We start from the raw sequence: 13363 nt of genomic DNA, 5'->3' as shown, positions 1-13363 counted from the left end.
CTGAAGTATAGTACAATGACGACGACATTTTTGGCGAGAACGTTTTGAGGTGAATGAGATTGTTTGCAGCATGGAGAAAAATGGATGGGGCGCTGGACGCCATTTCGTTATTTGCCCGCGGGGCACGGTTGCCGTACAGTTTGTGGTTGGACAGCGGGTCGCACGGGCGGTATATGATTCTCGCGTGGGAGCCGGTGCGGCAGGTGGAGTTGCGTCATGACGACGTAGAGTGTCCGTTTGACAGAATCGACCGCTTGTTGGCAGAGGCCCCGAAGGTACAGTCTCCACCCGCCGATGCACCGCCCTACCTCAGTGGGGTGCTCGGGTTTCTCGGTTACGAATTGGGTTGGGGCCAAGAACAGATTGGAGAGTCAAAACCCAACCCGCATGAAATTCCGGACGGCGTGCTGATCCTCCCCGGCAAGGCTCTCATCATCGACGTCCTTGAAAAAACGACGTGGGCCGTCGCCGTCACAGAGAGCGACACGGCGGAGAGTGCGGTGGACGCACTGGTCGCGCAGGTGTTGATTTGGAACGAAGCACCCTATGAAACTGCAAAGCAAGGAGCAAGCGGGATTTCAGAGCCTACGACAGCGAGCCACTCGAACTTAAACTCAACCCCCCGCGCCCTCACAGCTCTACAGCCTGAAATCACCAAGTCCGAGTACCTCGACCGCATTCGACGGGTCAAGCACTACATCCGCGAGGGCGACATCTTCCAAGCGAACTTCACCTATCAGATCGCGGTCGAAGTCGAAGACGCCGACCCGTGGGAGCTCTACCTCGCCCTGCGCGAAACCAACGGCGGCACGTACGCCGGCTACTTCAACATCCCGGGCTACCTCATCCTCAGCGGCTCTCCGGAACTGTTCCTCCGCTGGGACGACACCCACATCGAAACCATCCCGATCAAAGGCACCCGCCCCCGTGGCACCGACGAAGCGTCCGACCTCGCGCTGCGCAACGACCTTGCCACCAGCGAAAAAGACCGCGCCGAACTGCTCATGATCGTCGATCTCGAACGCAACGACCTCGGCAAATTTTGCAAGCCCGGCTCCGTGGAAGTCCCCGTGCTGTTCGACATCGAAGCCCATCGCACCGTCTGGCACCAAGTCGCCGTCGTGCGCGGCGCCCTGCCTTCAAACATCACGGCCGGCGCCATCCTCAAAGCCACATTTCCCGGCGGCTCGATCACCGGCGCGCCGAAGATCCGCGCCATGCAGATCATCCACGAATTGGAGACCTCGCGCCGCGGCATCTACACCGGAGCCCTCGGGTTCCTCGACACTCGCGGCACGGCGAGTTGGAACATCGCCATTCGCACGATGACCTTCACCGACGACCGCGAGATTCGTCTCTACGTCGGCGGCGGCATCGTCGCCGATTCGGACCCCGAGGACGAATACCTCGAAACGCAAGTCAAAGCCCAAGGCATGATCCGCGCCATCAACGCATGGTCCCGAGGTAAGATCACACCCGACTGGCTCTAAGTTCTACACACAAAAAAAGACCGTGCCCCCGAGGCTACGGTCTCTTTCCCTTGCTTTCCCACCTGACGAAACAAGTACAGTCCCGTATACTTTTAGGCGAGGTGTTTAAACCAATGAAAAAATACATGGCACTCCCGATCGCCGCTCTTGCACTCGCTTCTGTCGCACTGACCGGTTGCAGTGACTCGACCCAAACGGCTGCGAACGGCGTCAGCAATAATGCGATTGACCTGAAAACCACCTACGTCGCTTCGCACAAGTACCTGACCGAATCGACCTACCATTCCGACATGGACGTGACGATGTCTGTCAACTCCACGTCGACCGACGCACAATCCAAGGCTCTGGCCGACACCCTGTCGCAGATGAAAGTATCGGCAACATCGGATGCGGACCTCCAAGCCAAGAAAATTCAAATGAACATCAAAGCGTCCATGCCGGCCAACCAAGGCATGCCGTCCTACGAAATTCCGGCCCTGATGGACTACAACGCGGGCAAAATGTACATGCGCATGGACAAATTCCCGGGTCTCGAAACCTTGCCGTCCGTCCAAGGCAAACTCGTCGTCACCGACACGTCCAAAGACGCGCTGTACGACCTCGCCCTCTACGAAGGCATCGACGGCAAACTGTTCCACTCGGAACAACTGACCGACGACGACAAAAAAGCCGGCGCCCAGAAAAAAATCTCCGTCGAACTCGACAGCGCACTGGCTCAGAAAATCTACGCCGAGTACAAAGGCCAAACCAGCGGCCCGATCGCGGACACGCAACTCCCGACGATCAAAAACGGCAAGATCTTCACCTTGCTCAACGACAAAGACCAAACGATCCGCGACGACATCCAGATGACGATCGTCATGAACAACACGGACGTCAACTACCTCATCAAGAGTTCCTACAGCAAGATCGGCGAGCCGGTGACCTTCACCATCGACCCGTCCAAGGAACCGACCGTCAACCTGACCGACATCGGCCAGTAATCCACACACAGTTGCACAAGCCCCATAAGGCTAACGAAAAAAAGCCCGACACGTCCCGCGACGTGTTGGGCTTCTTTTTGCGACTGCGCGATTTCGTTACTTGTTCCGTACCGGCTGATGCTGCAAGCGGGCGAGGACATTCTCGATCATCCGCAGCCCCAACTCGTTTCGAGCGCTCATGATCGACTCCGGATGGAACTGCACGGCGGAGATCGGCAAGTCGCGATGTTCAACGCCCATCACGATGCCGTCATCCGTCACTGCGGTCACCCGAAGCGTCTCCGGCAGATCGTCGGCATACAGCGAATGATAGAGTCCCACGGTGAACGCCTCCGGCAGTCCGCGGAACATCCCGTTCTCTTCGTTTTGTTCGCCCACCAACTTCACTTGCGCCGGCTTGCCATGACGCGGAACCGGCAGTTGACCGAGCGAGCCCCCGAAGTGTTCCACAATTCCTTGCAACCCCAAGCAGACGCCGAAGATCGGCACTTCACGCTCCATGCACAGAGCAATCGTCTCACTCAGTTTGAACTCCTCCGGACGACCCGGCCCCGGCGAAAGCAGCACGAGGTCGAACGATTCCCGACCTTCCGCCAACGCCTGACGTGCAAACGGCGAACGCAACGTCACAACCTCCGCTCCCGTCTGACGGAAGTAATTCGCCAGCGTATGCACGAACGAATCTTCATGATCGACGAACAGCACGCGTTTGCCCGCCCCCGGACGATACGGCGGACGACCGGTCAACTTCTGCGGTTGGTGCTGATTGCGCACACTGCGAATCGCCTGCACGAGCGCCGCCGCTTTGGTCAACGTCTCCGCTTCCTCATCCTCGGGAATCGAATCGTAGAGCACCGTCGCGCCGACTCGAATCTCTGCGACATCGTCCTTGATCCGAATCGTGCGCAGGGTCAAGCCCGTGTTCAAGTTGCCGTTGAAGTTCAGATAGCCCACCGCTCCCCCGTACCAGAGGCGCGGTGCGTGCTCGTTCTGCTCAATCCAACGAGCCGCCGCCGGTTTCGGTGCTCCTGTGATCGTCACCGCCCACATATGAGTGATGAACGCATCGAGCGCATCATACTGCGGGGCCAAGCGACCCTCGACATGGTCGACCGTGTGAATCAAGTGCGAGTACATCTCCGTCTGACGGCGGCCGATGACTTTGACCGAGCCCGGCACGCAGATACGCGACTTGTCGTTGCGGTCGACGTCGGTACACATCGTCAGCTCCGACTCATCCTTGCGCGAGTTCAGCAAGTCTCGAATGCGGTCGGCGTCTTCCAACGCGTCTGCGCCGCGCTTGATCGTCCCTGAAATCGGGCACGTCTCCACGCGGTCGCCTTCGACGCGCACGTACATCTCCGGCGACGACCCGACCAAATATTCGTCGCCCAAATTAATGATAAACCCATACGGACTGGGGTTGATCTGCTTCAACTTCGTGAACACCTCGGACGGGCGCACCTCACAGCGTTCAAAAAGCGACTGCGTCGGCACCACTTCAAACAAATCCCCGCGACGGAAGTGATCCATCGCCCCGCGCACGATGTCCGCATAACGGCCCGGCACATACTCCGGCACCAGCTCGTTCGGGAACGACCGCTCCGTGTCACGACCTTCACGCGGCAACCCTTGCGTCGAACGGCCGTTGACTTCGAACTCATATTGCAACCGATACGCCAACCCCATCTGGTGGTCGACGACGGTTAGTTCATCCGGCAAGAACAACACGAGATCGGACTGCGCCGCCTCTCGCTTCTGCTTCACCGCCATCGGCTCCAACTGATAGATCAGATCGTAGCCAAACGCACCGTACAGCCCTAAGAAACTGTCTTCTGCAGAAGAGAACAGCTCTTGAAACGCACGGATGACGGTAAACACAGACGCTTGGCGGCTGCGTTGTTCCTCGTAGAAAAAGCCTTGGGGTCGCACAATCGTGCCTTGGGTGGAAGTGGAAGTGCGCTCGGAGAGGGAGATGTCCGGGTGGGCATCCATAAAATCGGCGACGAGACCCATCAGGACCTCGCCGCGTGAATTGAGCGCCGTGAGAGTGAAGCTTCGACCGGTTGCCGACGCACGCACCTCCATCGCCGGATTGAGAAACCCGGTGTCCCAACGGGAATAACGTCCCGGATACTCATAGGAGCTGGAGAAAAGCGCCCCGCGCCGCGAGTCGATCCCTTGCAGGATGTGCTCGACAGCTCCCTGCACCTCCACTTGCTCGAGGGAGCGGGTGATGGTGATGCCGGTGCGGGTGTGGTACGTCTTGGACTCAGGATCTAACCTCAAATTGGATAACATGCTCATGGGGAAATTCCTCCTCAAAGTGGGAGGACAACAGGAATGTGCAATTCTCATCTCGACTCTGCTGTCCTAACTCATCTCAACTCAAACTCACTGCTCTAAACTGGTTAAATTATAACACCCGATCAACACGGGAGCAATGCACTTACAAAAAACGGTTCAAGCGTCGAAACCATTCCAATTTCCCTGCATCGAGCGGCTCCGGCGAATATCCTTCCAAAAACGCAGCCACTCCGTCCTCGCCGACATTCAGGATCACACTTTTCACCGCGATGGCGAGGTCCAGATAGCGGTCGCCGATTCCGAGCGCGCCCCAATCGACATACCCGCTGACTCCATCTCCCTCCGGCGTGAGCAAGACATTCGGGAAACTGTAGTCGCCGTGCAGGACCACCAAGTCCTCATCAGGTGTCTCCGGGCGAGTTTTCACCAGGTCCTTCAGTTCTTCCTCCGCATCCTCCCCCTCAACCAACCCGCTGTGCAAATTCAACTTCGCCATCTGCAGCACCACGCCCGTCCGGTTGTCATACGGGCACTTCTCCACGGGGAGTTCATGCACCCGTCGCAACCCTTGGGCGAGCACGGGCAGAATTTCATCCGCACGCCCTGCCCAATGCGGATCTGCGGCATGGATGCCGGGCACTTCCGAAGTCAAGAGGTACTCGAATATTCCCTCCTCCCGAAAGTCCAGCACTTTCGGCGCGGACAGATACGCAGACACCCACTTCGTGCGCTCCGCTTCAAACGCCAAATCGGAGCCCGCAAAGCGACTCATCACTTTCAAATACCGCGTCTCTTGGCCTTCCAACCCCACCAAACGGTGCAGCGTTGCGCCCGAACGCCCAATCGTCAATTCCTCCCATCGGCAATTCCCGACGACTTCACGAAACCCTGGGTTCATCACCAATCCTCCTGCTTATACACGTACTTACTAAGTTCGACCCCCACCGCTCTCCACCTTCGCAAAAAAAGGCCCAAATTCCGCCAACTCGCGGAACTAGGCCTGCACGACGCGGTTGCGCCCGGTATGTTTCGCTTGGTACAGCGCTTGATCGGTCCGATGAATCCACGCGGACAGCGTGCCGCTTTCATACTTGCTCACACCAATCGAGATCGTGATGTGCTCCATCATGCCGCACAGTTGGAACGGGTGCTTCTCGATCGTCTCCCGAATCGATTCTGCGACCGCCAGCACTTCAGCTTGCGGCCGCCCGGCGAGCAGGATCAGAAATTCCTCACCGCCATAGCGCCCGACGACATCTGGAAGCTCGACCGCTTCTCGCAGAACCCGAGCCACTTCCACCATCACGACATCGCCCTGCTCATGTCCGTACGTATCGTTGATGCGCTTGAAAAAGTCGAGGTCCAGCAACAACAGCCAGAGCTCCCTCGGCTGTTCAGCCGCTCTCTGCAAGATGCCTTGCATCTGCTCCTCCACATGCCGACGGTTCGACAGCCCCGTCAAAAAGTCGGTGTAGGCGGCAACCTCCAATTTTTTGCGCCGCTCTGCATCCACGAGGATTCTCTTGATCTTCGCTTGCAGTTCGCGGAAATCGAACGGCTTGGTGATATAGTCCACAGCGCCCAAGTTCAAGCCTTGAAGCTTTGAATCAATCGAACTTTTTGCCGATAAAAAAAGGATCTCCGTCTCCAAATGCCGAGTCGTGTGTGCCCGCATCCGCCGCGCCACTTCAAATCCGTCCACATGCGGCATCATGACGTCGAGCAAGACCAAGTCAAACTCTTCACGGTCGAATTGTTGCAACGCCTCGCGACCATTGCGGGCTTCGCAAACTTCGTAGCCTAATTTTTTTAAGCGTCGAGAGAGCAACGCCACGTTCATTTCTTCGTCATCGACCACCAAGATTTTGGCCACACGTCTCACCTCACTCTACCTTATTCAGACGTAAGGCGGATGTGTACAGCATATCTTGTCGGAGAGAGGAGGAATGCGGGATGGACTTGGCAAGATGGCGTCTGGAGCTCCTGTTTTTCTTGCCCCTGTACACCGCCGGGTATTATCTGTGGATCTGGTGGTGGCAAGGGAATGACGACGTGCGGGCGCTCGGCAACATCGGATGGTCCGCACTAGGACCGCTGCTCGCCCTCGTCTGCTTGTGGATCACGTTCCGCCGCCTGCGGGGGCCGGGACGTTTTTTCTGGCTGTTTGTGTTGCTGGCAGTCGTTTCGTATCTGCTGGCCGACGTGGTTTGGCTGCTGTATGTGGCGTTTGGGACGACGAAGGTGCCGTTTCCTTCGTGGACGGACCCTTTTTATATGCTGTACTACCTGTTTCTGCTCGCCGCGATGTGCTACCGAATGTATGAGCGGAAAAACTCCGCCCGCATGGTGCGGTTGCTGTTCGACACGCTGATCGTCATGACCGTCGCGACGTCGCTCTCGTGGGAATTCCTCATCCAACCCTTGCTCTACCAACAGGGAGTCTCCACGTTCGCCGTGCTCGTCTCCGTCACCTATCCCATGCTCGACTTGGGGGTGTTGTTCGGCGTGGTGTCGTTGTATTTCTCCTCCCGCAGTTCCTTCACGCCGTGGGCGCTTTTTCTCATGATGTCCGGGCTTTTGCTGTTCGTCTGCGGCGACTCTGCGTATCTCTACCAACAGACATTGGGGACCTACCTCGCCGGCTCGTGGTTCGATCCGCTCTGGTCGGTTGGACTGCTGTTGCTCGGCCTCTCCGGGATGTACGTCACGGAGGAAAAAACGGCCCTCTCCGACGACCGTCCACTCCCCCGCGACACCGTGCGGCTGATCCTGCCCTATGCGGCGTTGATCGTGCTGTTTGCCGTGATGGTGCTGCGAGTTGGCCATCTCGATGCGATCGTGGTCGGCTCGGCGCTGGCGATGACGCTCGTGATCGTGCGGCAGATTCTCACGATGGTGGAGAACGACCGACTGCTTCGGAAACTGCACCACCTCAATGAAGAACTGGAAAGCAAAGTTCAACAGCGCACCCATGAACTCTCCGTCAAAAACGCCGAGCTTACCGTTGCCCTGCAAGTCAAAGACGATTTCATGGCGGCGATCTCCCACGAACTGCGCACTCCGATGCACGGCATCCTCGGCTACGTCGAGCTGATCGAAAACGAAGAGGACGGCCCGATCTCCGACGAATTGCGCGCCGATCTGCAAGTGATCCGCCGCAGTGCCAACCGACTGTTGCGTCTGATCGAAGACATCTTGAACTTCTCCAAGATCGAAAACGGCAAGGAGCAAGTCAAACTCGAGGACGTGGAAATCGACGAGCTCCTGCACCAAATCCAAGAAGAGCTCAAACTGTTCGCCGATGAAAAAAAGATCGCGTTCGTGCTCCACCTCCCCGATCCGATCGGCACCGTGCGCACCGACTCGATCAAAGTCGAGCAGGTTCTCATCAACCTCGTCAACAACGCGATCAAATTCACCGACCACGGACATGTGATGATCTCCGCGCGACGGCGGCACGGGCTCTTGGAATTGATGGTGGAAGACACGGGGATCGGGATTGAGCGGGGACATTACGACTATATCTTCGAACCGTTTACGCAGGTGGACGGCGGGACGACTCGCAAATACAACGGCACAGGCTTGGGGCTTGCCATCGTGCGCAAGTTGGTGGGGTTGATGCACGGGGCCGTGACGCTGGAATCGGAGCCGGGCAAGGGAAGTCGATTTGTTGTGAGGATTCCGATTGGCGACTAGTTTTGCTACAATTAGCAGTGTTGTGCCAATAACTGCCCAGAATGGAGGCTGTATCACAATGAAATTTTCCGAATCCTTGCGTCAAAAGGTCGAAGCGAGCTGGCAAGCGAGTTTTGACCATCCGTTTGTCACCGGGGTGGCCGACGGTTCTCTGTCCCTGGAGAGCTTCAAACATTATGTGCTGAACGACTCCTACTACCTCTCCGTGTTCGCCAAAGTCCAAGCGCTGGGTGCCGCTCGCGCCGGCGACCTCTACACGATGTCGCGCATGGCGGCTCATGCACAGGGAACCTACGAAGCGGAGATGGACCTGCACCGCAACTTCACCGTGCGACTTGGCATCACGGAGGAGCAAAAAGCGGCGTTCCAACCCTCGCCGTCCGCGTACAACTACGCCAACCACATGATCGCCGTGGCGTACACGGGAACGCTCGGCGAGATCATCGCCGCGATTCTGCCGTGCTACTGGCTGTACTGGGAGATCGGCAAGCGCTACGAAGGTGTGCAAACGCCGGAGCCGATCTATCAAGACTGGATCAATGCGTATGGCGGAGAGTGGTTCGGACAGTTGGTGGTGGAGCAAATCAACCGTCTGGATGAACTGGCGGAGGTCGCGTCGGAGGAAGAGAAGCGACGGATGGAGAGTCATTTTATTTTGAGCAGTGATTTTGAGTATTCGTTCTGGCAGATGGCGTACACACTGGAAAAGTGGCCATTTGCTGAGAAGGAGACGGTAACGAAATGAATGTGATCTATTGCTTGGTGCCCGCCCCCTATTGGGCGCAGTATGAAGGCAAGGCCGAGTACCTTCCCCGCGATTACGACGAGGAAGGTTTTATCCACGCAACGCGCGGGGACGAGCTGTTGGAGCGGGTGATGAACCGCGTGTATGCGACCTACGAGGGCGAGTTGTTGTTGCTCGTGATCGACGAAGAGCGCGTGACGTCCGAAGTGAAGTACGAGCAAGCAAGCGACGGCAACCTCTATCCGCACATCTACGGACCACTCAATACAGATGCGATTGTGGAAGTTCGCCGGATGGAGCGCAGCGCCGCCGGTTGGGTTGTGTAGGACGAGTTGGTATACGAAAAAAGAGACCGGCCTCCACGGCCCGGTCTCTTTTTTACAACTTCCACTCCCGTACCACATCCTCAAGCTTTGACAAGGCCTCTTCGTCCTTCTGATCTTGGAGATGAATACAAGGAAATTCCACCAAGGCACAGAGTTCGTCGAAGGACTCCCGTTGATCTTGTACGATCGCTGCCAAAGGTGTGAGGGACTCTTTTTCATACACAACAAAATCAAAGTGACTCACCATGTAAAACTCATGGAGACCGGGCAGCACTCCCCGAATCATCAACGTATCTTTGACTGCCATCTTTGGATAAACCACCACTGAACGTGAAGCGAATGTTTGCTCCAAGGTCTTCAGCAGGCCTTGTTGAGTCTCTGTCAGCAATTGTTTCCGGCGTTCATCTCCATACACCATATACGGAACTAACTGCATTTTATCCGGTACCGCGTTGGTACGGATATACTGCACCAACTTAGTCAGGTACCCTTTGGTACGGTTCAAAGTCTCTTCATGCCCCACAACGATCAGCAGTTTGGCTGCCCGTGAGACTGCGACATTTATCAATTCGCGATTTTTCTGTACAAACCGAATGTTTCGTTCTTCCATCCCCGGAGCTACTACAGTGCTGAAAATGATCACGTCATTTTCCTTGCCTTGAAACTTATGCACCGTTCCCACATCTGCTTTCCCTGCGAGACGTGCCTCCAAAGCGTTCGCTTGACGTCGAAACGGAGTGATTACCCCGATGCTGTGATATCCTTCGTTCTTCAATTCCTCCACCAACTGGCAGACTTTCTGAACCTCACTCTCATTGAATAAGCCCTCTGCTCGTGCATCCGGGATATTTATGTACCGAGTACTGCCCAAACTTCCGACAGGTTCCTGAGTCATAACGCGCAGGCGATTGAAGTAGAACTCACGATTACAGAACTCGATGATCGAAGGTGCACAGCGGTAGTGAAAGTTGAGGAGGTGTTTTTTCTTCTCATCCGTTCTCACGACATGAAGCGCTCGGTCAAAAGCACTGTTCTTTGTATGCTGATATTGACCGGACTCTGCGGAATTCCCGCAAAGTTTTTCAAAAAGCAAGTCATCAAGTCGCTCACCAAGTGAAGTAATGTGGGGCAATTGCTTCTCGTCTCCGATGACAACGATTCGCTTCGCCACTTGCAGAAGTGAAATCAGACTGGGTATAGAACATTGCGACGCTTCGTCTACAATGACCAAATCAAATTGAAACGGATAAGGCACTGTATTCCGTACCGAGAGATTGCTTGTTAGGAAAATCGGAAACAACTCTTGTAAGGCAGGGAAATCTGCGGAAGTATCCTTGATTTTCGGTTTGTCCTTTGAAAGTTCGCTCATGCAACGATTAATACGCTGGATTTGCACTCCATTTCGTTGCATCCGAGCTCGTCGGAGTTTCCACATTTCCCGCAACAATTGACGATCCGTCTCGATCTTGCGGTCATAGAGCCCTGCTAGTTTGTGCGTCTGCTTGCGCTTATCCTCGGCCTTCTGAATTCGGGCCTGGCAGGTTCGGAGCAGATCGCGTGTATTGACATACCGCAACACATCATGAATCTCCGCGAGATCCATTGCTTTCGTAATAGCAGGAAACTGAACTCCCGAGGTTTTGAGAACCTTGAACAATCGTTTCAACCTCGACTTGAATTTCCAAGCCCTCCACCACATCCGGATTTTGTCCAGAATGGATCGCGGATTTCCGTCCAACAGACCGGGCTCTAGCAACCATTGGGCAAATTGACGCTCTACCTGCTGATCCACGAATCGGGATTCTTCCAACGCTTTGGCCAGCGAAGTCATTGAGCCTTTTTCAATCCTCAGCCATAGCTGACGTGCGAGTACATTCAGCTCCTTCTCCTCTGCTGTTACTCTGTGATACTCATCGTCCGCCTCTTCGATCTGCCGAATTTCTAAGAGTTGCTTCAAACTGGTTTGCTTATACCGCTCAATGTCCACTCTTATCTTCACTTCATCGTCTAAGACGGGCTCATTTGTAACACTCTCGATGAGATCCAACATACGGGGGACCGACTTCTTGATTTCTTCTCGATTGCCAAACCGCACGTATCCGGGAAAGTCTTGGTCGATCTGTTCCCTACTCATTTTGTCAATAATATTGTTAACGGCGGCGTTGTTCGTACTCGAAACCAGAACGGTCTCCCCGTTTATCACCTGTGTTGCAATCAAATTCAAGATGGTTTGCGTCTTTCCGGTCCCCGGTGGGCCTTGTAATACCGTGATTCGTTCCGAGAGGTTGGCAAGGGCAACGTTTTGAGGATGGTTGCTGTTCACGACATGATAGTACTCATCTGAGGATCGAGTCGCAGAAACATCTACAGAGAGATAGGTGTCCGTACTCTCAGACCGTCCTTGCGTTTCATTGTGTAGAGATTCGAACTCTTTCACAATGTTGTAATTCATCGTTGTCGTCTTCTCGCCAAGGAACAAGACCGGTTCCCATAAAACTTGGCTTTCTCTCAGATCCATCGTTTGCAAAATCTCGACGAAAAAAGATCGATCCAAAATCTTTTGAGGAGTTTCCTTGACTCTCTTTTGAAAGTCTGCCAGATAAGACCGTTGACCTGTTGAGATCAGTTCCTCATGCAAATCCTTGTGAAAAAAAACATCAGAGTTCGGCAACAACGAGATCGTCGGAGATTCTACCTCCCAGATCACGAGGGGGACCCTCTTTGAGTGAGTCACAGGATAGCCGATGAGGAACGTTTGATCATCTTTTACTTTGCCTTGATGCTGGGTATAAACAGGCGGAAGAGGATCGAGTGAAAGGCCATTGGGCAAGCGCCCGTTTCGAATTTCACTTTCGGTCAGTTTTTTCTCGAAAAATGATTCATAACGCAAGCATTCTGAGTAATACTGGAGCAGCCGATTTTCCATGCAAATCCCCTTTACGACACGCTGTTAGTCAAGATAACTTCCAAGTCCATGACCACCTTCATAAAATTATTGCGGGTAAACGACAGCCACTGCGAATCACCGTGCAAACCTCCAATGTCGTTTCGGTCCACATCGGATTCAACCAGAATTGCTACTTTCTTGCCCAAGGCGATCGCCGCCCCTTTTTCTTCGATGAGCCATCCTGAGGTTGTGTAGGTGCCAGATTCTTTTCGTTCCCGCTGCGTCATGACAAACACAGCGAGGTCCGAGCGGCGAATCTTGTCCAACACCGTTCCCGATACAGATCCCAACTTACTGGCTTTTCCGTCTAAGACTTCATATTTTCGCTGTAAAAAAGTCTTCATTCCAGATACCAATTCTTCGTCTTCTTTGCTGTAGCTGTAAGCAAGAAATAATGTAGGTTGGGTGGATACGGGCATCTCGATAACTGAATCTTCGTTTTTCTGCACGTCTGGAGTCAAACGGATCGTCTCCAAGAGATTATCGGTGATATCTACTGCATGTTTGCCCTCCGTAACGAGATACTCTCGTGACTTCTTCAAGCTTGGATAAAGATAAGTCGCCTTGTAATTCTCGCTTACTAAACGCGCAGATAACATATCTGTCTTCGTAATTAGGAATCTCCTAATATTCTCATAAGGAATTTCTGATTCTTGAGCCCAAATGCTTTCCTTTTTCAGGAATGGCTCGATGATATTGTTCTTGATAAACGTAAGTCCGGTATGATCTATCTCATAGAGAGTTTGACCATCTCGAGTTTGAACTTTTACGTGATAATACAACCCCATCACCTCTGATAAAAATCTTATGACTTCAATTATATGAGTTCTAAACTAGATAGACAATGTGATCCGGAAAAAGAAAAAGGA

At 54.3% G+C, this 13363-nt stretch carries 10 protein-coding genes; 5 read left to right on the top strand and 5 right to left on the bottom strand.

From position 1 onward, the window contains the following. Positions 1 to 53: 53 nt before the first annotated feature. On the top strand, positions 54 to 1490 hold the full coding sequence (gene pabB, locus JJB07_RS04365; RefSeq protein ID WP_201631435.1) for an aminodeoxychorismate synthase component I: 1437 nt from the start codon (positions 54 to 56) through the stop codon (positions 1488 to 1490). A 113-nt stretch (positions 1491 to 1603) separates the two neighbouring features. Next, entirely contained in the window at positions 1604 to 2473 is an 870-nt protein-coding gene (locus tag JJB07_RS04360; protein WP_201631434.1) for a hypothetical protein, read from the top strand. 96 nt (positions 2474 to 2569) lie between these two features. Here JJB07_RS04360 and JJB07_RS04355 read toward each other — a convergent pair whose 3' ends face one another. From JJB07_RS04355 to JJB07_RS04345, 3 genes are all read right to left on the bottom strand, one after another. Then, entirely contained in the window at positions 2570 to 4780 is a 2211-nt protein-coding gene (locus JJB07_RS04355; protein WP_201631433.1) for an anthranilate synthase component I, read from the bottom strand. Positions 4781 to 4922: 142 nt separating this feature from the next. Beyond that, positions 4923 to 5678: an aminoglycoside 3'-phosphotransferase gene (locus JJB07_RS04350; RefSeq protein WP_201631432.1), complete on the bottom strand. Its 756-nt coding sequence runs from the start codon at positions 5676 to 5678 to the stop codon at positions 4923 to 4925. Positions 5679 to 5774: 96 nt separating this feature from the next. Continuing rightward, positions 5775 to 6653 carry a diguanylate cyclase gene (locus tag JJB07_RS04345; RefSeq protein ID WP_201631430.1) on the bottom strand — a complete coding sequence of 293 codons (879 nt, stop codon included), beginning with the start codon at positions 6651 to 6653 and terminating at the stop codon, positions 5775 to 5777. An 80-nt stretch (positions 6654 to 6733) separates the two neighbouring features. Between JJB07_RS04345 and JJB07_RS04340 the strand changes: the two genes are divergently transcribed. From JJB07_RS04340 to JJB07_RS04330, 3 genes are read left to right on the top strand one after another with little or no spacing between them, the layout of a single operon-like run. After that, entirely contained in the window at positions 6734 to 8476 is a 1743-nt protein-coding gene (locus tag JJB07_RS04340; protein ID WP_201631428.1) for a DUF4084 domain-containing protein, read from the top strand. A 58-nt stretch (positions 8477 to 8534) separates the two neighbouring features. After that, on the top strand, positions 8535 to 9221 hold the full coding sequence (tenA, locus tag JJB07_RS04335; RefSeq protein ID WP_201631426.1) for a thiaminase II: 687 nt from the start codon (positions 8535 to 8537) through the stop codon (positions 9219 to 9221). Then, entirely contained in the window at positions 9218 to 9547 is a 330-nt protein-coding gene (locus JJB07_RS04330) for a DUF952 domain-containing protein (RefSeq protein WP_201631424.1), read from the top strand. Before tenA ends, JJB07_RS04330 begins: the two co-directional genes overlap by 4 nt. Before the next feature lie 52 nt (positions 9548 to 9599). On the opposite strand, the gene JJB07_RS04325 is transcribed toward JJB07_RS04330, so the two are convergent. Then, positions 9600 to 12473, bottom strand: a complete 2874-nt coding sequence (locus JJB07_RS04325; RefSeq protein ID WP_201631422.1) for a DEAD/DEAH box helicase — start codon at positions 12471 to 12473, stop codon at positions 9600 to 9602. Positions 12474 to 12484: 11 nt separating this feature from the next. After that, positions 12485 to 13276, bottom strand: coding sequence for a toll/interleukin-1 receptor domain-containing protein (locus JJB07_RS04320; RefSeq protein WP_201631420.1), 792 nt, complete (start codon positions 13274 to 13276; stop codon positions 12485 to 12487). Positions 13277 to 13363 lie beyond the last annotated feature (87 nt).

This window comes from Tumebacillus amylolyticus, assembly GCF_016722965.1.
Lineage (GTDB): Bacteria > Bacillota > Bacilli > Tumebacillales > Tumebacillaceae > Tumebacillus > Tumebacillus amylolyticus.
Note: the sequence above shows the minus strand (reverse complement) of the source record. Positions and strands in the feature narration are given on the sequence as shown.